The sequence below is a fragment of the Amycolatopsis sp. 505 genome (genome assembly GCF_031625235.1).
Taxonomy (GTDB): Bacteria; Actinomycetota; Actinomycetes; order Mycobacteriales; family Pseudonocardiaceae; genus Amycolatopsis.
Map to the genome: position 1 here is coordinate 220,906 of NZ_JACKQP010000010.1, position 22,093 is coordinate 242,998.

Genomic DNA, 22,093 nt, shown 5'->3' on the forward strand with positions numbered 1-22,093 from the left:
GGAGTCGACTCGCGTGATTGGGGAGTCGACACGCGTGATTGGAGGGTCGACACGGCTGTGGGGTGGCTCAGTGCACGCGTTTGGCGGGGCTCGTGTCGAGTTCCAGGCGGACCGCGGCCGGCAGTGACTCCAGGCCCAGGGATTCGCGGGCCCGGGTCAGCACCCGGGTGTCCAGGCCCGACCAGACCGCTTTGAGGTCGGTGCCTTCGTGCAGCCACAGCGTGATGCGCAACGCCGGGGCCGTCCGCGAGCCGACCGCGCGGACCCGGGCGCGGCTGACGCCGTCGAGGTGCTCGGCGTCCGTCTGGACCGCGCCGGCGATCGCGGCCGCCGTGACCACCAGTTCCGCTCCCTCCGTGCGGTCGAGGTCCAGGTCCGGACGCGGTTCCGGGCGCAGCGAGCGCAGGGCCCAGCCGAGCCCGAGCACCAGCAGCAGCACGCCGAGCACGATCGCGGCGATGCGGGCCGGGGTCGCGTGCGCACCGAGCCACTCGAGCGCGAGCGGGTCGAGCAGCGGGCGGCGGCCGCGGAACTCGCCCAGCGCGCCGAAGCCGACCACCAGGGCCAGCGCGCCGCCCAGGAACGCGAGCAGTCCGACGAGGAACGTCAGCGTGCGTTCGCCGGTGTACGACCGGGAAAGGGCCTTCGTGGCGATCGAGCGGCTCATCGGCGGTCCTTCGGCGAGTCGACGACGACCGTCACCTTCGGCCGCCGCATCAGGGGGAGCTCGTCCAGCAGGGCCGACACCGTGGCCAGCAGGCGCGGCCGCAGCTCGGCTTCCGTTTCGAGGGTGCTCTTCGCGCGGACGCGGACGCGGCGGGCGCTCGCGGTGACCGACGCGCCCGCGACGTTGTCCTGCGCGCGCACGGTCAGCCCGACCAGCCGGGCCAGCGACCGCGGGGACGTCGAAACGCTGACGTCGCCGGCCGGGTCGGTCAGCCGGACCGCGCGGTTGCCCGCGGCGAGGGCACAGCCGATGAGCACCAAGCCGGCGGCGGCGACCACCCCGGCGCCGACGCGCACCGCGTAGGCGTCCCAGCCCAGCGACGCCAGACCGGCCTGCCACCGCGGCCACGGGACCAGCAGCGGCGCCGGCTCCGGGCGCCACCAGTGCCAGCCGACCTCCAGGGCCAGCAGCGCGCCGGCCGCGGCGAAGGCCAGGCCCAGCAGGGTGGCGAGGATGCGGACGAACGGGCGCACGGCTACCGCACCCTCGGCGCGACGTCCGGCAGCAGTGCGGACACCGTCACGGCCAGGCTCCGCACGCGGTAGCCGGTGAGCAGCTCGACCTCTTCGGCCACCTTCGCGCGCACGTCGCCGACGACCGCGCGGACCGCCGCCGGATAGCGCAGGGCCAGGTCGAGGGCGAGGTCGACGTCGTTGTCGTGGCCGCCGACCTTGGCCTTCGGGCCCTTCTTGCCGTCGCGCGCGGTGCCGGGGACCTGGCCGGCCGCGTGCTGGGCGACCTTGCGGACCACCGCGTGCCCGATGGTGAGGGTGCCGCGCTCGGCCGGTTCGGCGAGCTCGCGGGGCACGTCCAGGACGGGGCTCACTTGTCGCGGCCCTTGCCGAACAGCTCACCGAGGTCGAGTTCGCCGTCGAGGACCCGGCCGGCGACCAGGCCGATGATGCCGACGGCCAGGGTCACCAGGAACGCGGTGAACCCCTGGGTCGCGGCGAGGCCGAGGATCAGCCCGGCCAGGAGCCCGGTCTGCGTTGCGTTCACATGTCCTCCTTGGACTGGACGGAAGGTCACCGCACGCGCGAGGGGCGGCGGCGGAAGCGGGGCAGGACGGCCGCCACCCCACGGCGGGCGAAGAGCGCCACCCGGGAAACCACCGCACCGCGCCGGCGGGCGCGGCTCGAGCGGCGGTGGGCCACGAACGTGACCGGCGCGTCGTGGCGGGCATCCGGCCGGCGGAACCGCGCGAGCCCCGCGGCGAACTCCGCCGGGTCGCCACCCACGTCCGGGTGGTTCGCCCGGACGAACGCCCGGAACGCCGCGCGGTCGCTCATTCCACGCGGGTGGATTCGGGTTCTTCCTCGCCCGGCAGGAAGATGTCGTTGACGGCGATGTTCACCTCGATCACCTCGAGGCCGGTGATCTGCTCGACCGCGGTGATCACGTTGCGCCGCACCGCGCGGGCGACGTCGGTGATGCGGGCGCCGTACTCCACCACGACGTCGAGGTCGATCGCCGTCTGCTTCTCGCCCACCTCGACCGACACGCCGGTCGTCGTCACCGTGCCGGAGCCGGGGATCCGCTCGCGCAGCGCGCCGAGCGCGCGGGACACCCCGCCGCCGCCGAGCGTGTGGACGCCGGCGACTTCGCGGGTGGCCAGGCCGGCGATCTTCTGCACGACCAGCGACGAGATGGTGGTGCGGCCGGCGGCGCCCTCCTCGTTGAGCGGGGTCACCGTGCCGGGGCTTTCGGTCCGTTCCGGGTGCATGCGTTCGGGCTCCTCTCGGCTGTTCTCGCCCATACGATGCGCGGCGGCGCGAAACCCTCACGCAAGGTCCCCCGATCGGGTTAGTGGTCAGTCGGTTCCCCGATCGGGTTGATCTCAGCCCGGGTGGACGTCGATGACGTGCACGTTCACCACCGAAGCGACGCCCAGCTGCCGGGACAGTTCGGCGGTGATCTCCCGCCGGAGCGCTTCGGCGGCCGCGTCGGCGATGATGCCGAACCGCACCGACACCAGCACCTGCACGGCGTCCTCTTCGACGGCGACGGCCGAAATCCGCACGCCGAACGGGGCCCGGTCCGCAGCGATCGTCCGGGCCAGCCGGTCGACGACGCCTTCGGTGACGCGCAGCCGGCCCGCGCCGCCGGGGACCTCCACCGCCGTCCGGCGGCCGCGGGCGACCGCCCGCAGGACACGTTCGACCAGGCCCGGCGGGGTCGGCACCCGGCGCCGGGCCGCGGCGCGCACCGCGTCCCACCGGGGGTCGGACTCGGGGTCCTCGCTCTGGGCCATCACCGCTCCCTCAACTCGGCGAGCAGCGCCACCCTGGCCCGGTGCAGCCGGGAGCGCAAGGCGCCGACGTTCACGTCGAGCACTTCGGCGACCTCTTCGTAGCTCAGCCCTTCCAGTTCCCGCAGCACGAGCGGCACGCGCTGGGACACCTCCAGCCGGCCGACCGCGCGCAGCACCGCGTCGACCTCTTCGGCCCGCACGACCCGGCCCTCGGGGCCGGGCACCGCGGCGGCGAGCAGCGCGCTGTCCACAGTGGACTGCGGGTCCGGGTCGTCGAGCGACACCGTCGGACGGCGGCGGCGCAGGACGGCGAGCGCGCTGTTGGTGACGACGCGGTAGAGCCACGTCGACACCGCCGATTCCCGCCGGAACCCGGCGAGGGACCGCCACGCGGCCAGCCACGCCTCCTGCACGACGTCCTCGGCCTCGGCCGCGCTGCCGGTGATCCGCAGCGCGACCCGGTACATCCGGGGCGTGTGCTCCCGCACCAGCGCGCCGAACGCGGTGTGGTCGCCGCCCGCGGCCCGGGCGAGCAGCTCGGCGTCGTCGCTCACCCGGCGTCCCGGCGGTAGCGCAGGAGCGTGAAGCCGTCCTCGACGAGGATCGAGGCGAGGGCGAGCCGGCGCGGCACGGCGGGTGCGGCGCCCGCGGCGATCCGGCCCGCGGTCCCGGCCACCAGCAGCGGCGCGACGGTCAGGCACAGCTGGTCGACGAGGTCGGCGGCGACGAGCCGGGCGAACAGGCCGGGCCCGCCTTCGCAGTCGACGCGGCGCAACCCGCGGGCGGCGAGCAGGTCGAGAGCGCGGCGCACGTCGACGTCGTCGGTGCCGGCCCGCAGGACCTCGGCCCCGGCGGCTTCGAGGGCGCGGGTGTCGGCGGTGTCCGTCGTGATCACGATCGGCGGGACGGCCGTTTCGGTGAACAGCCGGGACGCGGGGTCGAGGTTCGCCGTGCGCGTCACGACGGCGATCGGCGGCACTCCTCCGAACCCGAGCCGGCGCCGGCGTTCGAGGCGTTTCGGGCCCGCGACGACCCCGCGGTAGTTCTCGGCGCGGGCCGTCCCGGCACCGACCAGGATGACGTCGGCGAGGTCACGGCCCAGCAGGAAGACCTTCCGGTCGGCGGCGTGCGAGAGCCCCGCGGACGTCGTGTCGATCTCGACGGCACCGTCGGCGGACGCGACGAAGTTCACCTGCACCCAAGGCCGGTCCAGGTCCTCGGGGTAGCCGTAGACCTGTTCGAGGTCCGAACCGCTCAGTTCGCCCGTCCGATCGGGCCACACACGCTGCACCCGATCATCCCAGCATGAGCGTGAATCACGTCTCTACCGGGGGATATACCCGCTGATCGGTACCGCGGGCGCGGATAGGCTCTGCGACCATGCCCGCGCACCTGACCGGCCGCCGTCCCGAGCTGTCCGCCGACGAGCTGATCGGCGCGCTGGTGCCGCCGCCGCGCTTCGACGCCGTCCGGTTCGACACCTACCTCCCGAATCCCGACGAGCCCAGCCAGGCCGCCGCGGTCGAGGCGTGCTCGGCGTTCGCCGCCAAGGTCGGGGCGCGCAAGGAGAAGAAGCGGTTCAAGCTGTTCGGCGGGGCTCGCGGTTCTTCGGAGCCGTCCGGGCCGATGGGGCTCTACCTCGACGGCGGGTTCGGCGTCGGCAAGACCCACCTGCTCGCCTCGACCTGGCACGCGGCGCCGTCCCCGAAGGCGTACGGCACCTTCGTCGAGCTGACCCACCTGGTGGGGGCGCTGGGCTTCCCCGAGGCCGTCCGGCGGCTGTCGGCGCACCGGATCCTGGCCATCGACGAGTTCGAGCTGGACGACCCGGGCGACACCACCCTGGTCACCCGGCTGCTGCAGGAGCTGATGGACGCCGGGGTGTTCATCGCGGCGACGTCGAACACCCTGCCGGAGAAGCTGGGCGAGGGCCGGTTCGCCGCCGAAGACTTCCTGCGCGAGATCCAGACGCTGTCGGCGCGCTTCGGCGTGGTCCGCGTCGACGGCCCGGACTACCGCCACCGCGGCCTGCCGGACGCGCCGCCGCCGGTCTCGCCGGAGGAGCTGGAGGCGTCGGCCGCGGCGCACGAAGGGTCCACTGTGGACGACTTCGACGCGTTGTGCACCCACCTCGCGGAGCTGCACCCGTCGCGCTACGGGCGGCTGCTCGACGACGTCACCCGCGTGCACCTGCGCGGCATCCACCCGGCGCCGGACCAGAACGTGGCGCTGCGCCTGGTCGCCTTCGCCGACCGGCTCTACGACCGGGCCATCCCGCTGGTCGTGTCGGGCGAGCCGCTGCCGTCGCTGTTCACCGAGGAGATGGTCGACGGCGGCTACCGCAAGAAGTACCTGCGCGCGGTCAGCCGGTTGACGGCGCTGGCTCGTGACGCCGTGCCGGCCAGCTGACCAGCACGACCGCCACGGCGAAGAGCGTTCCGCCGACGACGTCGGTCAGGTAGTGGTACCCCATGCCGACCAGCCCGGCCGCCGCGGCGAGCAGCGCCACCGCGGACAGCACGGCCACGACGACCCGGCGCGTCACCAGGACGAGCACCGTCAGCACCGCCACCAGGCTCACCGTGTGGCCGCTCGGGTAGACCAGGGTGTCGTTCTTCCACCGGTCGTAGAGCGGTTTGAGCAGCCAGCTGGTCAGCAGGATGGCCAGCACCGGCACGGCCAGGGCGAGCCCGGCCTCCAGCCGCCGTCCGGCGCGCAGGCACAGGAAGACCGCGAGCAGGCCGAGCGCGAGCACCACGTACGGCTCGGTCGGCAAGACGAGCGCGCGCAGCACGCCGGGGCTCAGGTGCCCGACGGCCGCCGCGGCGGCGGCGTCGACCGCGCCGGGCGTGGTGCCGCCGGCGAACGGCAGGCCCAGCAGCAGCGCGAGCAGGCCGCAGACGGCGGCGGTCGTCCTCACCCGGGCGAGGGTAGCCGGGCCCCCGGGCGACGCGGAGGCCGCAGGTGCGTCACGATGCGGGGATGCGAGTGACAGTCGCCGGGGCCGGGATCATCGGCCTGAGCAGCGCACACCGGCTGGCGGAAGCCGGCCACGACGTGACGGTCGTGGCGGCGGTCCGGCCGGAGGAGTCGACGTCCGCGGTCGCCGGCGGGGTGGTGTACCCGCCGGGTCATCGTCAGGACGATCGGATCGTGCGGTGGACCGAGACGAGCCTCGCGGTGTTCCGCGGCCAGGACGCGCCGGGCGTGCGCCTCCGCCGCGGCCGGGTCCTGCTGGCGGCGGGCCGGCCGGACCCGCAGTGGCTCCCCGCGGTGGGCGGCGTCCGCGACGGCGACGACGTGTCGTTCACGACGGCGGTGGTCGACACGCCGGTGTACCTCGAGTGGCTGCTCGCCCGGCTGGGTGCGCTGGGCGTCCGGGTGGAGTACCGGCCCCTGACGTCGTTGGCGGGCCTGGGCGCGGACGTCGTGGTGAACGCGGCGGGCCTCGGCGCGGGCGCGTTGGCGGGCGACCGCACGATGGTCCCGGTCGGCGGCCAGGTCGTGCACGTGACCGACCCGGGCCTGCCGGAGTTCGTGGTCGACGAGACCGGCCCGGGCGTGACGTACGTGATCCCGCACGGCACCCACGTGGTGTGCGGCGGAACGGAGGAGCCGGGCCGCGCGGACACCGACCCGAACCCGGCCGTGACGGCGGACATCCTGCGCCGCTGCCGGGAGCTGGAGCCGCGCCTGGCGGACGCCGCCGTGCTGCGGTCGCGGGTGGGGCTCCGCCCGTTCCGGCCCGAGGTGCGGCTGGAGCGGGCCGGCGACGTGGTGCACTGCTACGGGCACGGGGGAGCGGGCATCACCCTGGCGTGGGGCTGCGCGGCGGACGTCGTCGCGCTGGTCACAGGCTGAGGAGTTCGGTTATGTGTGGGCACTGGCGGCCGCGTTGCGGATCGACCGGGACAGCCACTCGCCGTACCGGGGGCGGGTCGCGTCGCTGAAGTGGATCGACGGCGCGGCGCCGTCCTCCTGGATCCGGACGCGGCGGGCCGGGTCCGTCGCGTACGCCTGGGCCACCTGGATCAGCCGTTCCGCGTTGTGCGTCGCGACCGCGCCGAGCGGGTCGGTCGCGAGCGTGCCGGAGAACGACGTCCACGGGTGGATCGCCACCACGTTGCCGGTGTCGGCGAGGCCGGGGCGGGTGAAGTGGGTGCCGTTGTCCCACGGCGCCGGGTCGCGGCCGAGGAAGCGCGGGTGCCGACCGATCCGCTCGGCGAGGGCCCGCAACACGGCGGTGAAGTGGATCTCCAGCGTTGACCGGCAACCTGTCCGTCAGTAGCGCGAGAAGGCGGCGTGGTCGGCCTCCGTCCGGTCGGCATACCGCACGGCGTATGCGCCCATCGCCTCGTCCAATTCCGACTCGTCGGCGAAGTACCCCGCGAGCAGTTTCGGGTGCAGCGACCGCGTGTGGGCGCGGGCCAATAGGGCGCCGGCCAGCCTGCCGTAGTCGTCGAGGTGGTCCTTCTCGAGTTCCGACGGGTCGATGTCGCCCTTGAGGTTCCGGAACTGGCGGACGATGAACGGGACGCCGTCGATCGTGGTCCAGCCCAGCAGGATGTCGGTCTCCGCCTGCACCAGCCGGGCGCCGTCGACGATGCGCTGTCCCTCGTGCGCGGCCGGGGGCAGGTCGAGGTACGGCGCGAGGGCCGGGCGCTGGGCCTGTTTCACCTGCAGCACCAGGTCTTCGTCGTCGTTGCCGTGCAGCAGGGCGACGTAGCTGCGGAGGCCGACGCTGCCGGTGCCGACGACCCGGAAGGCGACGTCGGCGAGCCGGTACCGCGCGATCAGCGTGCGCCGCGACTCCCGCAGTGTGTCCACATAGGACACTAGCCCGGCGGCGACGGCTTCGGCGGTCCCGGCGTCGACGTGGGTCAGCACCGGCGGGTCCGCGACGAACCGGTGGCGGGCCAGGCCGGTCTCGTGGTCGTCGACGCGCTCGGTCCACTTCGCGGCGACCTTCGCGCTGTCGTTCTTGCGGGCCTTCTCGGCCGCGTCGGCGAAGTCGTCGATCAGCTCGTCGGCCCGCGCTTTCGAAAGCACCGAGGAATCCGGGAGAGCGTTCCAGCTCCGGAGGAACGACAGCTCGGCGAGCGCGCGGATGGTCCGGCGGTAGGACTTCACGGCGTCTTCGGCGGCCTCGCGGCACCCCGATTCGCGGATGCCGCCTTCGCGGCCGGCGAGCACGAGGCTGGCCGCGAGCCGCTTGAGGTCCCATTCCCACGGGCCGGGGACGGTCTCGTCGAAGTCGTTGATGTCCATGACGATCTTGCCTTCGGGGGTGCCGTAGAGCCCGAAGTTGGCGGCGTGCGCGTCACCGCAGAGCTGAGCGGTGACGCCGGACGACGGCGTCCCGGCGAGGTCGGCGCCCATCAGGCCGGCGGCGCCGCGGAAGAACGTGAACGGCGAGGCACGCATGCGTTCTCGACGAAGCCCGGTCAGCTCGGGGAGCCGCCCGGCGTTGGTGGCGTCGAAGTACTCGCGCGGTGTCGGCCGGTTCTTCGCCGCGGCCGCGTGGTCGTGCAGTGCGGCCGGCGTCTTCTCGCGGAGCCGCTTCCCCTGTTCGAACAGCTCGGCCGGCGTGACGCTGCCGGTGCCGACCAGTGGCCGTTCTGCCCATTCCCCTGATCCCATACCGGGCACAACGTCCGAAGGGGACGTTGTGCTCCCGGACGCGCGCGGTGGGGCGGCGATTGCGGTGTCGCGAATGACTCATTGGGGACGTCCGAGGTCCCGAATGAGTCATTCGCGACATGGGGGCGGGCCGCGGCGGACCAGGCGGGCCGCGGCGGGCGCTCCCCGGCCGCCGCGGTGTCCGGCAGGTCAGCCGAGGTGCGTGTGTTCCCGGACGCCGCCGGGGCGGGAGGCTCACCCGGCGGCGTCCGGGTGGTTTCAGGGGCGGATGACCTCGGCGATCGCGTCGATGCCGCGGTCGAGCTCCTCGCGGGTGATCACCAGCGGCGGGGCCACCCGCAGGGTGCGCTCGTGCGTCTCCTTGCACAGCACGCCCCGCGCCATCAGCGCCTCCGAGGCCGCCCGGCCCGACGGGCCGCCCGGGGCGATGTCGATGCCCGCCCACAGGCCGCGGCCGCGCACCTCCGACAGGCCCTGCCCGACCAGCTCGCCCAGCCGCGTGTGCAGGTGGGCGCCCAGTTCCGTCGCCCGCTGCTGGAACTCGCCCGTGCCCAGCAGGCGCACGACCGCCCGGCCGACCGCGCAGGCCAGCGGGTTGCCGCCGAACGTGGAACCGTGCTCGCCCGGCTTCAGCACGCCGAGGACCTCACGGCGGCCGGCCACCGCGGACACCGGCAGGATGCCGCCGCCGAGGGCCTTGCCCAGGGTGTAGATGTCGGCGCGGATGCCCTCGTGGTCCAGCGCCAGCACCGTGCCGGTGCGGGCCAGGCCGGACTGGATCTCGTCGGCGATCAGCAGCACGCCGTGCTCGTCGCAGGCCTGGCGGACGTCCGCGAAATACCCCTCCGGCGGCACGATGACGCCGGCCTCGCCCTGCACCGGCTCCAGCAGCACCGCCGCCGTGCGCGGGGTGATCGCGTCGCGCAGCGCGGCCGCGTCGCCGTACTTCACCGTGACGAAGCCCGGGGTGAACGGGCCGAAGTCGGCGCGGGCGGTTTCGTCGGTCGAGAACGAGACGATCGTGGTGGTCCGGCCGTGGAAGTTCGAACCGGCGACGATGATCTCCGCGGTGCCGTCCGGCACGCCCTTGACCCGGTGCGCCCACTTGCGGGCGATCTTGACCGCGGACTCGACGGCTTCGGCGCCGGAGTTCATCGGCAGCACCAGCTCGGTGCCGGTCAGCTCGGCCAGCTCGCGGCAGAACAGCCCCAGCTGGTCGTGGTGGAACGCCCGCGACGTCAGCGTGACGCGCCCGAGCTGCTCGACGGCGGCCGCGACCAGGTCCGGGTGGCGGTGGCCGAAGTTCAGGGCCGAGTAGCCGGAGAGGAAGTCGAGGTAGGACTTGCCCTCGACGTCGGTCACCGAGGCGCCGGAGGCTTCGGCGATCACGACGGGCAGCGGGTGGTAATTGTGCGTGCTCCACCGCTCGTCGAGCTCGATGAAGCTCGCGGCGGTGGGGGCGGCGGTCTCCCGGCCGGCGAACGTCGTCATGTGTTCAGGTTAGAGGCAGCAGACGCAGACTTCAGCCGGGAATCGTTGCTTTCACCCGTTGTTCGTTGCGCAATATTGCGTTCACACCCCCGAAACACTGCGTGCCGGTTGACGGCCGCTTCGGTAAGTCGTAACTTACGGTTCGTGGCGACTTACGGAAGCGACCAGCTGGCCGCCCTCGCCGACCCGTCGCGCCGCGCGATCTTCGAAGCGCTGCGGGACGGGCCGCGGGCGGTCGGCGAGCTGGCCGCGGACCTGCCGATCAGCCGCCCGGCCGTGTCCCAGCACCTGAAGGTCCTCAAGGAGGCCGGCCTGGTCACCGACCGGGCCGTCGGCACCAAGCGGCTCTACCGGCTGGAACCGGCCGGGATCGCCGCCCTGCGCGCCTGGCTCGACGGGATGTGGTCGGACGCGCTGAAGGCCTTCGCCGAGCTGGCGGAAGCAACCGAACCCCCCGAAGAGGAGCAGTCATGACCCTGGAACCGATCCGCCGGAGCGTCACCGTCGCGTGCTCGCGCGAACACGCGTTCAAGACCTACACCGAGGCCTTCGACAGCTGGTGGCCGCGGCAGCACCACATCGGCGCGGGCGACCTCGCCGAGGCGGTCCTGGAGCCGAAGCCGGGCGGCCGCTGGTACGAGCGCACGGTCGACGGCGCCGAGTGCCAGTGGGGCGAAGTCCTGGTCTGGGAGCCACCCGCCCGGGTGGTCCTCTCCTGGCGCATCGACGGCGACTGGAAGATCAACCCCGACCCGGCGTACGCCAGCGAAATCGAGGTCAGATTCATCGAGGAGGGGCCGAAGTCGACCCGCGTCGAGCTGGAGCACCGGAACTTCGAGCGGCACGGCGAAACCGGTCCCAAGGTCCGCGAAGGCGTCTCGGGTGACGGCGGGCACGGCGCCCTCCTGGAACTCTTCGCCGGGAAAGCCGCCGCCTGAACGGGTACTTTCGGCGGATGGCCAAGAAGGACGACGGAAGCCGGGTCCGGGACGCGCTGCGCGTCGACGGCGCACTGCCGGACCCGGGCTCGGCCCCGGTGGGGCCCGGCAAGAAGGCGAAGGCCCTCGAGCGGCTCGGCAGCGCGGGTGAGCGGCTGTCCGCGCTGCAGGAGGCGCTCTACGCCGAGGGCGTCGGCGGCGGCACCCGCCGGGTGCTGCTCGTGCTCCAGGGCATGGACACCTCCGGCAAGGGCGGCACGGTTTCGCACGTGCTCGGCCTGGTGAACCCGATGGGCGTCCGGTACGCGGCGTTCAAGAAGCCCACCGCGGCCGAACGGCGGCACCACTACCTCTGGCGGATCCGCAAGCAGCTGCCCGCGGCCGGCCAGATCGGCGTCTTCGACCGCTCCCACTACGAGGACATCCTGGTCCCGCGCGTGTCCGGCCTGCTCACCGCGGCCGAACGGCGCCGCCGGTACGCCGAGATCAACGCGTTCGAAGCGGAGCTGGCCGAGGCGGGCACCACGGTGGTCAAGGTGTTCCTGCACATCTCGCCCGAGGAGCAGCTCAAGCGGCTCAAGGCCCGGCTCGTCACGCCCGAGAAGCGCTGGAAGTACAACCCCGGCGACCTGGAGGCGCGGTCGCACTGGGCCGCCTACGAGAAGGCCTACGCCGACATCTTCGAGAAGACGCCGGGCTGGTACGCGGTGCCCGCCGACCACAAGTGGTACCGCAACTGGGCCGTCGCCGAACTGCTGATCGAGACCCTCGCCGACCTGAAGCCGGAGTTCCCGGCGCCGGATTACGACGTCGACGCGGAGCTGGCCAAGCTGAAGGGTGTTGGCGTCTCGCATGAGGCGTCTGGAAGAGTGCGGGCGTGACCGATGTCGACGACCTCCCGTTCCTCCGCAAACAGGCCCGGACCCAGCGCTTCACTCTCGGCGCCCCGAAGGAGTTCCGGGTCGCCCCGGACGGCTCCCGCGTGCTGTTCCTGCGCGCGGAGTCGGGCACCGACCCCCGGCACAGCCTCTGGTCGGCCGACCTGGCGACTGGCGCCGAGACCAAGCTCGTCGACGCCGCCGAACTGCTGCCCGGCGAAGAGGAGCTGCCCGCCGAAGAGCGCGCGCGGCGCGAGCGGGCCCGCGAGACCGGCGGCGGCGTCGTGCACTACGGCGTCGACGCGGCCTTCACCGTCGCGGTGTTCTCGCTCTCGGGGAAGCTCTACACCCTGGACCTCGCTTCGGGCGAGGTGACGCTGCGCGTCGACGGTTCGGTCATCGACCCGCGGCCGAACCCCACCGGCACGCACGTCGCCTACGTCCAGAACCGGCGGCTGCACGTGCTGGAGCTGGCCACCGGCGACGACCGCGTGCTGGTCGAGGAGGACGGCGAGGACATCGCCTGGGGCCTCGCCGAGTTCATCGCCGCCGAGGAGATGGACCGCACCCGCGGCTATTGGTGGGCGCCGGACGGCCGCAGCATCCTGGCCGAGCGCTCCGACCGCGGCCCGGTCCCGCGCTGGACCATCGCCGACCCGGCCAACCCGCAGCACCCGGCGAACGTCGTCGCCTACCCGGCGGCGGGCACCACGAACGCGCTGGTGTCCCTCGCCGTGCTCGGCCTGGACGGCTCGCGCGTCGACGTCGAGCCGGGCGACTGGGAGTACCTGGCCTCGGTGCACTGGTCGGCCGGCGGTGCGCCGCTGCTCGCCGTGCAGCCGCGCGACCAGAGGCGGATGGACGTCCTCGCGGTGGACGTCGCCGACGGCTCGACGTCGGTGGTGCACAGCGCTTCCGACCAGCACTGGATCGACATCGTCGGCGGCGTCCCGGCCTGGACGCCCGACGGGCGCCTGGTCGTCGAGGGCATGGTCGACGGCGATCACCGGCTCTTCGTCGGCGGCGAGGCCGTCACGCCGGCCGGGCTGCAGCTGCGGGCCGTGCTCGACGTCGGCGACGAGATCCTGTTCAGCGCCTCCGAGGACGACCCGACGCAGATCCACGTCTTCCGCACCGAGGGCGCGTCGATGCGCCGGCTGTCCACTGTGGACGGCGTGCACGTCGGCGCCGGATCCGCCGCGGTCACCGTGCTGTCGTCGTGGAGCCTGGAGTACAGCGGCCCGCGCGTGTCGGTGCTGCGGGACGGCGCGCCGGTCGCGACGATCAACTCGTCCACTGTGGACCCGGACATCGTGCCGAACCTGACCTGGCTGACACTGGGTGAGCGGAACCTGCGTGCGGCGCTGCTGCTGCCGCGCGGGTACGAGCCGAGCGAGGGCAAGCTGCCGGTGCTGCTGGACCCGTACGGCGGGCCGCACGCCCAGCGCGTCCTGCAGAGCCGCAACGCGTTCCTGACGTCGCAGTGGCTGGCCGACCAGGGCTTCGCGGTGCTCGTCGCGGACGGCCGCGGCACGCCGGGCCGCGGGGCGGTGTGGGAGCGCGAGATCCACGGGCGCCTCGCCGACGTCACGCTGCAGGACCAGGTCGACGCGCTGCAGGCGGCGGCCGCTTCGTTCCCCGAGCTGGACGTGGAGCGGGTGGCGATCCGCGGCTGGTCCTACGGCGGCTACCTGTCGGCGCTGGCGGTGCTGCGCCGGCCGGACGTCTTCCACGCGGCGGTCGCGGGCGCGCCGGTGACCGACTGGTCGCTGTACGACACGCACTACACCGAGCGGTACCTCGGGAAGCCGCAGGACGAGGCCGAGAGCTACGCGCACAACTCACTGATCGAGAGCGCGGGCGAGCTGAGCCGCGCGCTGCTGATCGTGCACGGCCTGGCCGACGACAACGTGTTCGTCGCGCACGCGCTGCGGCTGTCGTCGGCCCTGCTGGCGAAGGGCCGCCCGCACGTCTTCCTGCCGCTGGCGGGCGCGACCCACATGACACCGCAGGCCGAAGAGGTCGCGGAGAACCTGATGCGCACGCAGGTCGATTGGCTGCTGCGCGAGCTGTCCGCCGTCGAGAAGGAGACTGCATGAGCCGCTGGGGCCTGACGATTCCGCTGACCGGGGTGCCGCTGACGGCGCACCGCGAACTGGTCGAGCAGCTGCCGGACCTGGGCTACACCGACGCGTGGACGGCCGAGACGGCGGGCACCGACGCGTTCACGCCGCTGGTGCTGGCCTCGCAGTGGGCCCCGCAGCTGCGGCTGGGCACGGCGATCGTCCCGGTGTACACGCGGGGCCCCGGCCTGCTGGCGATGCAGGCGGCGACGGTCGCGGAGCTGGCCCCGGGCCGGTTCGTGCTCGGCATCGGCGCGTCCTCCCCGGTGATCGTCTCGGCCTGGAACGCGGCGTCCTTCGACGAGCCCTTCGCGCGTTCCCGGGACACGCTGCGGTTCCTGCGGTCGGCGCTGGCGGGGGAGAAGGTCAGCGAGAAGTACGACACGTTCGCGGTGTCGAAGTTCCGCTTGGAGCGCCCGGCGGACCCACCGCCGTCGATCATGCTGGCGGCGCTCCGCCCGGGCATGCTCAAGCTGGCGGCGCGCGAGGCGGACGGCGCGATCACGAACTGGCTGGCGGCTTCGGACGTCCCCCAGGTGCGGTCGGTGGTCGGCCCGGACGTCGAGCTGGCGGCCCGCATCTTCGTCTGCCCCACGGAGGACGCCGACGCGGCCCGTGGCCTGGGCCGGATGCTGATCTCGAGCTACCTGACGGTGCCGGTGTACGCGGCGTTCCACGAGTGGCTGGGCCGCGGCGAGGCGCTGGCCCCGATGCACGAAGCCTGGGCGGCCGGGGACCGGCAGAAGGCGAACCAGGTGATCCCGGACGCGGTGGTGGACGAACTGGTGATCCACGGCAGCGTGGAGTCGTGCCGCGAGCAGGTCCAGGCCTATGTGGACAACGGGCTGACGACGCCGATCATCGCCCTGCTGCCGACGGGCGGGGACCCGTTCGAGCAGGTGCGCGGGCTGGCGCCGCGCTGATATTGCGTGCCTTCCTCCGGGGCCGGGTGTTCCTTGGTCCCGGAGGAGGGACGGATGCGCCCTGCCGCGCAGCAAGGCGTTCGCCCGCCGGGCGAACCGGGCGCGGGAAAGCCTCGCCCTGCGCGCGGCGACCGGTGCGCCCGACGACGTTCGAGCCGAGGCGGCCGAGCTGCGCCTGCTGCGGAGCCGCCGCCGGGTGAAGCGCAAGTGGGCCGGCGCCACGCCGCGTCCAGCGGCGGATGCGGCGTCCGGACCGCTAAGCGAAGACGCCGGTGGCGAGGAGCAGGCCGAGGGCGCCGGAGGCGAGCCCCGCGAGGATGGTGACGGCCACGTTCAGCACCGCGTACAGCCGCGTCTTCTCCAGGAACAGGCGGACCGTCTCGTACCCGAACGTCGAGAACGTCGTCAGGCCGCCGCAGAAGCCCACCGCCACCAGGGCGCGGACCGAGGACGGCTCCGCGCCGTGCAGGAGCCAGCCGCTCAGGAAGCCCAGGATGAACGAACCCACGACGTTCACCGTCAGCGTCCCGAACGGGAACGGCGAGGCGTGCCACTGCCGGACCTTCCAGTCGGTCAGGTAGCGCAGGACCGAGCCCGCCGCGCCACCGAGGGCCACCAGGACGAGCGTCACTCCGTCCCCCTCTTGGACACCGCGCGCGTGGCCGAGAGGCCGGCCGCGACCGCCGTCAAGCAGAGCACCACCGATGCCGCCACGTACAGCGCGGAACCCACGAGCCGCCCGGTCGTCGCCGCTTCGAGGGTGTCGGTCACGAACGTCGAGAACGTCGTGAAGCCGCCGAGGATCCCGACGCCGAGGAACGGCCGGAGGAGGTGGTGGGGGCGCGCGGTAGTGGTCAGGACGGCCATCAGGACGCCGATGAGCAGGCAGCCGAGGATGTTGGTGAGCAGCGTGGCGACGGCGAACTCGCCGCGCGCGTGCGGGATCGCCACGGACAGGCCGTAGCGGGCGAGGCTGCCGAGCGCGCCGCCGGCACCGATCGCCGCCAGGACGTCCCACCGGGGCACGTTGATCACCTCCTCCTCGCGCCGAACCTACTCCCGATGGCCGACGCGTCGCCGCCACCCGGTCGAGCATGCTGGACGGGGCCGGATGACAGGCAGCCTTCGGTCGCCGTACTGTTGCTCAGCGTAGGCAAGGCAACCCTAAGGAAGGCGGGCACATGCGGGCAGACGGGCTGGCCGGAGGCCACGGCGGCGCGGACCGGCTCGGCGAGCTGATCCCGCTGGCCCTGCGCGCAATGGCGGCGGGGGTGGCCGAACGCGGCGGCCCGATCCCGGCCGGCGGCCCGGCGGCGGTGGCGGCGGCCCTGGTGGCAGAGCGTGGCGAGCCGGCTCCGGCGGCGGGGGACCGCGAGCCGGAGCCTGACGCGGCGCCCGGCGAGCACTCCGCGCCCGCGCTGCCGGCCGACGCTGCCCTCACCGAGCCGACCTCGCCGGCCGCCCGGCCGCACTACGACGCACCCACCCGAGCCGCCGGGGGTGGCTTCCTGCCTCGCCGGGGTGTCGGGGCCGAAGCCGCGCTCGAACAGCTCAGCCGGCTTCTCGCCGCCGGGTCCGCCGATCCCGCCGATCCCGCCTGTGCCGCCCACCTCCACTGCCCGCCGCTCGCTGTCTCCGTGGCCGCCGATGTCGTCGCCGGCTCCCTGAACCCCTCCATGGACTCCTGGGACCAAGCCCCCGTCGCCAGCGAGCTCGAGCGCGAATTCACCACCGGGATCGCCCGGCTCTGCTACCCCGAGGCTGACGACCCCGACGCCGTCGTCACCACCGGGGGCACCGAATCCAACCTCCTCGGCCTCCTCCTCGCCCGCGAAAACGGCGTCCTCCAAAGCGTCTGCGGCGCCAACGCCCACCACAGCGTCGCCCGCGCCGCCTGGCTGCTCGGCCTGCCCGCCCCGATCGTCGTCCCCTGCGACGGCGATCGGCTGCTCCCCGAGGCGCTCGACCAGGTCCTGACGCCCGGCTGCGTCGTCGTCGCCACCGCCGGGACCACCAACACCGGCACCCTCGACCCGCTGCCCGAAATCGCCGACATCTGCCACCGGCACAACGCCCGGCTGCACGTCGACGCGGCCTACGGCGGCATGGCCCTCTGCAGCGACACGCTCAAACCCAAGCTCGCCGGGCTGGACCGCGCCGATTCCGTGGCCCTCGACCTGCACAAGTTCGGCTGGCAGCCGGTCGCCGCCGGGCTGTTCGCCGCCCGCGAGGCCGCCGATCTCGGCGCGCTCACCGTCCGCGCCGAGTACCTCAACGCCGACGATGACACCGAAGCCGGCCTGCCGGACCTGCTCGGCCGCTCGATCCGGACGTCGCGCCGGCCGGACGCCTTCCGGATGGCCGTCACCGTGCACGCGCTCGGCACCGACGGCCTCGGCGCCCTCGTCGAACGCTGCTGCGCCCTCGCCACCGAGGTCGCCCGCCGCGTCGAAGACCACCCCGGCCTGCGGCTCTGGGGTCCGCCCGAACTGTCCACAGTGGTCCTGCGGCCGATCCTCGCCGACGAGGCGGGCGGTGACGAGCTCGTCGCGCGCGTTCGCCGGGCACTCCTGGAGGCCGGTACCGCCGTCATCGGCCGGGCCGCGCTGCCGACCGGGCCGGGCGGGACGAACCAGCTGTGGCTCAAGCTGACGCTGCTGCACCCGCACGCCACCGCCGGTGACTACCTCCCGCTGCTCGACCGGATCGTCGCCACCGCGGGTGCCGAGCTCGTCGCCGGCCGGGAAAGCCCGGTCGCTTCGTGAGGCGCCACCACCTCGCCGGGGTCGGGATCGGGCCGTTCAACCTCTCGCTCGCGGCCCTCGCCGCCGGAGTCGACGGCCTCGACGCCGTCTTCTTCGACACCCGTCCGGAGTTCCGCTGGCACCCCGGCCTGCTCGTCGAGGGCGCGACGCTGCAGGTGCCCTTCCTGGCCGACCTCGTCACGCTCGTCGACCCGACGAACCCGTTCTCCTTCCTCAACTACCTACGCGACCGCGGCCGCCTGCTGCCGTTCTACTTCGCCGAGCGGTTCCACATGCCGCGCGTCGAGTACGACGACTACGGCCGCTGGGCCGCCGCGCGGCTGCCGTCGTGCCACTTCGGGCACGAAGTGACCGGCATCCGCTGGGCCGGCGACGCCTTCGAGCTCACGATCGCCGGGCGCGAGCCGGTGCTCGCGGACAACGTCGTGCTCGGCGTCGGTTCGATCCCTTCGGTGCCCGAACCTCTCCGCGACCTCGTCGCCGATCCCGGAGTCCTGGCGGTGCACTCGGCCGATTACCTGACGCACCGGGACGAACTCCTCGCCGCCGAAAGCGTCACGGTCGTCGGCTCCGGGCAGTCGGGCGCCGAAGTCGTGCTCGACCTGTTGCGCGGCCGATCCACTGTGGACGGACTACGCTGGCTCGCCCGGACGCCCGCGTTCGCGCCCATGGAGTACTCGAAGCTCGGCCTCGAGCAGTTCACGCCGGACTACACCGCGTACTTCCACGGCCTGCCCGAAGCCGTCCGCGACCGGCTGCTGCCCACGCAATGGCAGCTCTACAAGGGCATCGACACCGAAACGATCGGCGCGATCCACGACGAGCTCTACCGCCGCAGCATCACCGGCCCGCCCGGTGCCGTGCTGACACCCGGCGTCGAAGTCGTCTCGGCAACCACAGTGGACGGTGAGATCGCGCTCGGCGTCTGGCACGCGCACCAGGGCCGTGACGCCACCCTGCGCACCGCCGCCGTCGTCGCGGCCACCGGGTACGCGGAGGCGCCCACCGGGCCGCTGCTGGCCGGGCTCGGCGACGCTGTCCGCCGTGACCGGCAGGGCCGCCTCGACGTCGGCGCCGACTACCGCGTCGCCCTCGACCTGCCGGGGTCGCTGTTCGTGCAGAACGCCGAACGGCACACCCACGGGCCCGGCGCGCCCGACCTCGGCCTCGGCGCCTGGCGGGCGGCCGTGATCCTCAACGCCGTGTGCGGCAAGACCGTGCACGAGCTGCCCGACCGCACCGCGTTCACCACGTTCGGCCTGGAGGACAAGTGACCCTGGACGAGGCGGCCGCCTGGCGCGCGGCCGGCGCGCTGATCACCCACAAGATGCTCGGCGAGCTGTCCTACGAGCACATGCTGGAGCCGGTCGCCGACGGCGACGCCTACCGGCTGGAGCTCCCGGACGCGGTTTACACGTTCCGGGCCCGGCGGGGCGCGTTCGACGCCTGGACGGTCGAGCCCGGCAGCGCGCGCCGCTCCGGCGAACCGGTCACCGACCCGCGCACGCTCGTCGTGGACGCCCGCGAAGTCCTCGGCCTGAGCGGGCTGCGGCTGGCCGACGTGCTCGCCGAGCTGACCTCGACGGTGGCCAACGAGGCCGCCCGCCTGCGCCGCGCGCCGACCGCGGCCGAGCTGTCCACCATGGACTACGACGTCGCGGACGGGCACCTCACCGGGCACCCGCGGCTCGTGCTCAACAAGGGGCGGGTCGGGTTCTCCGCGCGGGACCGGGCCCGGTACGCGCCCGAGGCGGGCGAAGACCTCCGGCTGCGCTGGTTCGCCGTCCACCCGGACCACGCCGAGTTCCGGTGCGTCGACGAGCTGAGCCGGGACGCGCTGCTGGCCGCCGAGCTCGGCGGACTGCGCGACGAGTTCGCCGCGAAGGCGCCCGAGGACTACGTCTGGGTGCCGGTGCACCCGTGGCAGGCCGACGAAATCCTCGGCACGCTCTACGCCGCCGAGCTCGCCACCGGTGTCGTCATCGACCTCGGGGAGAGCGCCGACGGCTACCGGCCGCACCAGACCGTCCGGACCCTGGCCAACGTGAGCACACCCGGCCGGCACGACGTCAAGACCGCGGTGTCGGTGCGGAACACGCTCGTCTACCGCGGGCTCAACTCCGCGGCCACGCTCGCCGGCCCGTCGGTGACGACCTGGCTGCGCCGGATCAGCGCCGCCGACCCGCTGCTCACGGAGCGGTACCGGTTCGGGCTGCTCGGCGAGGTCGCGAGCGTGTCGGTGCAGCACCCGCTGTTCGGGCACCTCGAGGAGCTGCCCTACCGGTTCCACGAGACCCTGGGCGCGCTGTGGCGCGAACCGATCCGGCTTGCCGAGGGGGAGCGGGCGCTTTCCTTCGCCGCGCTGCCTTACCGGGGGCCCGACGGCGTCTCCGTGCTCGCGCACCTGATCGGCGGCGGGGACGCGACGGCGTGGCTGACGCGGCTGTTCGACTTGCTGCTCACGCCGTTGCTGCAGTGGCTCCTGCGGCACGGCGTCGGGTTCTGCCCGCACGGCCAGAACCTCGTCCTGGTCGTCGACGCCGCCGGGGTCCCGCAGCGGGTGCTGATCAAGGACTTCGCCCAGGGCGTCGACCTGCTCGACGAGCAGCTCGGGAGCTACGATTCGCTGCCGGCCGAGGCGGCCGCGGACATGCTGCGCTGGCCCGCGCACCTGCTGGCGCAGTCGCTGTTCAGCTCGGTGTTCTCCGGTCAGTTCCGGTTCTGGGCCGAGATCCTGCTCGACGAGCTCGGCCTGCCGCGGGCCGCGTTCTGGGCGCCCGTGCGGGAAATCGTCGGCCGCTACCGGGACGAGAACCCGGACGTGGCCGCGCGGTTCGACGCCTGCCGGCTGTTCGCCCCGGACGTCGAGCGGGTGACGCTCAACCGGGAGCACTTCGCCGGGCAGGGCTTCGACAAGGTGGAACGGGACGACGAGTTCGACGTCCGCTGGGGGCGGGTGCCGAACCCGCTGCACGCCCCGGACCCGGGCGGCGCGTGGTGACGGCGTTCGCGCGGCCGGTCGGTCCGCGGTCGCTCTCGGCCCGGCGTGCGGCGGCCGCGGCGGGGGAGGGCGTGCTGCGGGGTCTGCTCACCGAGGACGGTGCCCGGCTGCTGCTGCTGGTGCCCGATCCGCACGCCCGGTTCGCGGCTGTCGAGCTCGCCGCGCCGTTTGCCGCTTCGGTGCTCGAAGACGGTTACGGCGTTTGCAGTTATGTGTTCGCGTGGACGCCGTCGCGGGATCCGCTGCCGGCGTCCGGGGTGCTCGGCGGGTACCTCGAAGGGTTCGGCGACCTGCGGGTGCGGCCGGACGCGGCTTCGGCGATCCCGCTGGGGGATCGGACCTGGGCCGTCGTCGGGGATGCCGAGTGGCCGTCCGGGGGTGCTGCGGAGCTGGCGCCGCGGGAGGTGCTCCGTGCTCAGCTCACCGCGCTGGAGGGGCTGGGGCTGGTGCCTTCGGTGGGCATCGAGCACGAGGTCGTTTTCCGGGATGCTTCCGGGCCGCTCACCTCGCACGGGACCGACTATGCGGTGGGCGGGACCGAACGGCTTGCGCCGCTGTTGCGTGATCTGCGGGCCGCATTGGACGATGCCGGGCTGGGCGTCGAGTCGGCGCGGGCCGAGTGTCACCCCGGGCAGTACGAGATCGTGCTGCGGCACCGGGACGCTCTTGCCGCCTGTGATGATGTCCTTCTGCAGCAGCTGATCGTGCGCCGGGTCGCTGCTCGGCACGGGGTCACTGCCGATTATCTGGCCGCTCCTGCGCCTGGGCAGGGGAACTCCGGGCACGTTCATCTGTCTTTGTCCGCCGTGGACGGGTCGGAGCCCGATCTGCTGGGTGGTTTTCTGGCCGGGGTGCTTCGGGATGCTCGGGCGTTGACCGCTGTTTGGGCGCCTACTTGGAACTCCTATGTCCGGTTGCGGACTGGTCCGTTCTCGCCGCGGGAGGTCCGGTGGGGGTATGACGATCGGACCGCTTCGGTTCGGGTGGCCGGGCCGGCTTCCGGGCCTCGGCTGGAGTTTCGGTTTGCCGGGGCCGATGCTCAGCCTCATCTGGTGGTTGCTGCTCTTCTGGCTGCTGGGCGGTTCGGGTTGGAAGAGGGTCTGGTGCCGCCGGAGCCTGGAGTTGTCGCCGGGTCTTTGGCTGGTTCGCCTTGGGAGGCTTTGTCCTTGCTTGATCGGGTGGGGGAATTGCTCGGGGCGGATGTTGCTGCGCTGCTGGGGGCTTTGCTGGGTGAGGAGATCGATGCCGGGTTGGGTGTGGTGACCGACTGGCAGCGGTCTCGAGGTGCTTTGCGGTCCTGACCTCCGCCACCCCGAAGCTGCCATTGTGTTCTGGCTTCGGATCGGGGTTGCGGGG

General features: G+C 73.4%; 26 protein-coding genes. 11 read left to right on the plus strand and 15 right to left on the minus strand.

The genetic code is table 11. The features are described 5' to 3' along the window. Positions 1 to 67: 67 nt before the first annotated feature. From H5965_RS34395 to H5965_RS34435, 9 genes are all read right to left on the minus strand, one after another. The gene (locus H5965_RS34395) at positions 68 to 667 is read right to left on the minus strand and encodes an alkaline shock response membrane anchor protein AmaP (RefSeq protein WP_310974942.1); all 600 of its coding nucleotides are present in this window, start codon (positions 665 to 667) and stop codon (positions 68 to 70) included. Next, positions 664 to 1,200 (minus strand): DUF6286 domain-containing protein, encoded by a 537-nt coding sequence (locus tag H5965_RS34400; protein WP_310974943.1) that lies wholly within the window; start codon positions 1,198 to 1,200, stop codon positions 664 to 666. The genes H5965_RS34395 and H5965_RS34400 overlap by 4 nt, the downstream gene beginning before the upstream one ends. 2 nt (positions 1,201 to 1,202) lie before the next feature. Beyond that, positions 1,203 to 1,553: an Asp23/Gls24 family envelope stress response protein gene (locus H5965_RS34405; RefSeq protein WP_310974944.1), complete on the minus strand. Its 351-nt coding sequence runs from the start codon at positions 1,551 to 1,553 to the stop codon at positions 1,203 to 1,205. After that, entirely contained in the window at positions 1,550 to 1,726 is a 177-nt protein-coding gene (locus H5965_RS34410; protein WP_013224542.1) for a hypothetical protein, read from the minus strand. The genes H5965_RS34405 and H5965_RS34410 overlap by 4 nt, the downstream gene beginning before the upstream one ends. Before the next feature lie 26 nt (positions 1,727 to 1,752). After that, positions 1,753 to 2,016 (minus strand): hypothetical protein, encoded by a 264-nt coding sequence (locus tag H5965_RS34415; RefSeq protein WP_310974945.1) that lies wholly within the window; start codon positions 2,014 to 2,016, stop codon positions 1,753 to 1,755. Then, positions 2,013 to 2,450 (minus strand): Asp23/Gls24 family envelope stress response protein, encoded by a 438-nt coding sequence (locus tag H5965_RS34420; protein ID WP_310974946.1) that lies wholly within the window; start codon positions 2,448 to 2,450, stop codon positions 2,013 to 2,015. Before H5965_RS34420 ends, H5965_RS34415 begins: the two co-directional genes overlap by 4 nt. 114 nt (positions 2,451 to 2,564) lie before the next feature. Continuing rightward, positions 2,565 to 2,978 carry a hypothetical protein gene (locus tag H5965_RS34425; protein ID WP_310974947.1) on the minus strand — a complete coding sequence of 138 codons (414 nt, stop codon included), beginning with the start codon at positions 2,976 to 2,978 and terminating at the stop codon, positions 2,565 to 2,567. Further along, positions 2,978 to 3,532 (minus strand): sigma-70 family RNA polymerase sigma factor, encoded by a 555-nt coding sequence (locus tag H5965_RS34430; RefSeq protein WP_310974948.1) that lies wholly within the window; start codon positions 3,530 to 3,532, stop codon positions 2,978 to 2,980. The genes H5965_RS34425 and H5965_RS34430 overlap by 1 nt, the downstream gene beginning before the upstream one ends. Next, positions 3,529 to 4,269, minus strand: a complete 741-nt coding sequence (locus H5965_RS34435; protein WP_310974949.1) for a pyrimidine reductase family protein — start codon at positions 4,267 to 4,269, stop codon at positions 3,529 to 3,531. The genes H5965_RS34430 and H5965_RS34435 overlap by 4 nt, the downstream gene beginning before the upstream one ends. Positions 4,270 to 4,358: 89 nt before the next feature. Here H5965_RS34435 and zapE point away from each other — a divergent pair, with 89 nt between their 5' ends. Continuing rightward, entirely contained in the window at positions 4,359 to 5,387 is a 1,029-nt protein-coding gene (gene zapE, locus H5965_RS34440) for a cell division protein ZapE (RefSeq protein WP_310974950.1), read from the plus strand. On the opposite strand, the gene H5965_RS34445 is transcribed toward zapE, so the two are convergent. Then, positions 5,341 to 5,898, minus strand: a complete 558-nt coding sequence (locus H5965_RS34445; RefSeq protein WP_310974951.1) for a phosphatase PAP2 family protein — start codon at positions 5,896 to 5,898, stop codon at positions 5,341 to 5,343. The genes zapE and H5965_RS34445 overlap by 47 nt on opposite strands. 62 nt (positions 5,899 to 5,960) lie before the next feature. On the opposite strand from H5965_RS34445, the gene H5965_RS34450 reads away from it, so the two are divergent. Then, positions 5,961 to 6,839: an FAD-dependent oxidoreductase gene (locus tag H5965_RS34450; protein WP_310974952.1), complete on the plus strand. Its 879-nt coding sequence runs from the start codon at positions 5,961 to 5,963 to the stop codon at positions 6,837 to 6,839. A 9-nt stretch (positions 6,840 to 6,848) separates the two neighbouring features. Here H5965_RS34450 and H5965_RS34455 read toward each other — a convergent pair whose 3' ends face one another. From H5965_RS34455 to rocD, 3 genes are all read right to left on the minus strand, one after another. Beyond that, positions 6,849 to 7,217, minus strand: coding sequence for a hypothetical protein (locus H5965_RS34455; protein ID WP_310974953.1), 369 nt, complete (start codon positions 7,215 to 7,217; stop codon positions 6,849 to 6,851). A 42-nt stretch (positions 7,218 to 7,259) separates the two neighbouring features. Continuing rightward, the gene (locus H5965_RS34460) at positions 7,260 to 8,618 is read right to left on the minus strand and encodes a DUF2252 domain-containing protein (protein ID WP_310974954.1); all 1,359 of its coding nucleotides are present in this window, start codon (positions 8,616 to 8,618) and stop codon (positions 7,260 to 7,262) included. 258 nt (positions 8,619 to 8,876) lie between these two features. Then, positions 8,877 to 10,109, minus strand: coding sequence for an ornithine--oxo-acid transaminase (rocD, locus tag H5965_RS34465; protein WP_310974955.1), 1,233 nt, complete (start codon positions 10,107 to 10,109; stop codon positions 8,877 to 8,879). A gap of 144 nt (positions 10,110 to 10,253) precedes the next feature. On the opposite strand from rocD, the gene H5965_RS34470 reads away from it, so the two are divergent. The 5 genes from H5965_RS34470 to H5965_RS34490 are packed head-to-tail and all read left to right on the plus strand — an operon-like array spanning position 10,254 to position 14,971. Next, the gene (locus H5965_RS34470) at positions 10,254 to 10,583 is read left to right on the plus strand and encodes a metalloregulator ArsR/SmtB family transcription factor (RefSeq protein WP_310974956.1); all 330 of its coding nucleotides are present in this window, start codon (positions 10,254 to 10,256) and stop codon (positions 10,581 to 10,583) included. Then, entirely contained in the window at positions 10,580 to 11,047 is a 468-nt protein-coding gene (locus H5965_RS34475) for an SRPBCC family protein (RefSeq protein WP_310974957.1), read from the plus strand. Before H5965_RS34470 ends, H5965_RS34475 begins: the two co-directional genes overlap by 4 nt. A 17-nt stretch (positions 11,048 to 11,064) precedes the next feature. Continuing rightward, entirely contained in the window at positions 11,065 to 11,928 is an 864-nt protein-coding gene (locus tag H5965_RS34480; RefSeq protein ID WP_310974958.1) for a PPK2 family polyphosphate kinase, read from the plus strand. Further along, on the plus strand, positions 11,925 to 14,024 hold the full coding sequence (locus tag H5965_RS34485; protein ID WP_310974959.1) for a prolyl oligopeptidase family serine peptidase: 2,100 nt from the start codon (positions 11,925 to 11,927) through the stop codon (positions 14,022 to 14,024). The genes H5965_RS34480 and H5965_RS34485 overlap by 4 nt, the downstream gene beginning before the upstream one ends. Further along, entirely contained in the window at positions 14,021 to 14,971 is a 951-nt protein-coding gene (locus H5965_RS34490) for an LLM class F420-dependent oxidoreductase (RefSeq protein ID WP_310974960.1), read from the plus strand. The genes H5965_RS34485 and H5965_RS34490 overlap by 4 nt, the downstream gene beginning before the upstream one ends. A 256-nt stretch (positions 14,972 to 15,227) precedes the next feature. Here H5965_RS34490 and crcB read toward each other — a convergent pair whose 3' ends face one another. Both crcB and H5965_RS34500 read right to left on the minus strand, forming a co-directional pair. Beyond that, complete coding sequence (crcB, locus tag H5965_RS34495) at positions 15,228 to 15,602, minus strand: fluoride efflux transporter CrcB (RefSeq protein WP_310974961.1); 375 nt, start codon at positions 15,600 to 15,602, stop codon at positions 15,228 to 15,230. Next, positions 15,599 to 16,006: a CrcB family protein gene (locus tag H5965_RS34500; RefSeq protein WP_310974962.1), complete on the minus strand. Its 408-nt coding sequence runs from the start codon at positions 16,004 to 16,006 to the stop codon at positions 15,599 to 15,601. The genes crcB and H5965_RS34500 overlap by 4 nt, the downstream gene beginning before the upstream one ends. Positions 16,007 to 16,152: 146 nt before the next feature. On the opposite strand from H5965_RS34500, the gene H5965_RS34505 reads away from it, so the two are divergent. Genes H5965_RS34505 through H5965_RS34520 form a run of 4 tightly spaced genes read left to right on the plus strand, consistent with a single transcriptional unit; the run spans position 16,153 to position 22,038 of the window. Further along, positions 16,153 to 17,736 (plus strand): aminotransferase class I/II-fold pyridoxal phosphate-dependent enzyme, encoded by a 1,584-nt coding sequence (locus H5965_RS34505; RefSeq protein WP_310974963.1) that lies wholly within the window; start codon positions 16,153 to 16,155, stop codon positions 17,734 to 17,736. Then, the gene (locus tag H5965_RS34510; protein ID WP_310974964.1) at positions 17,733 to 19,010 is read left to right on the plus strand and encodes a SidA/IucD/PvdA family monooxygenase; all 1,278 of its coding nucleotides are present in this window, start codon (positions 17,733 to 17,735) and stop codon (positions 19,008 to 19,010) included. The genes H5965_RS34505 and H5965_RS34510 overlap by 4 nt, the downstream gene beginning before the upstream one ends. Next, positions 19,007 to 20,737, plus strand: coding sequence for an IucA/IucC family protein (locus H5965_RS34515; protein WP_310974965.1), 1,731 nt, complete (start codon positions 19,007 to 19,009; stop codon positions 20,735 to 20,737). Before H5965_RS34510 ends, H5965_RS34515 begins: the two co-directional genes overlap by 4 nt. After that, entirely contained in the window at positions 20,734 to 22,038 is a 1,305-nt protein-coding gene (locus H5965_RS34520; RefSeq protein ID WP_310974966.1) for a glutamine synthetase, read from the plus strand. The genes H5965_RS34515 and H5965_RS34520 overlap by 4 nt, the downstream gene beginning before the upstream one ends. Positions 22,039 to 22,093 lie beyond the last annotated feature (55 nt).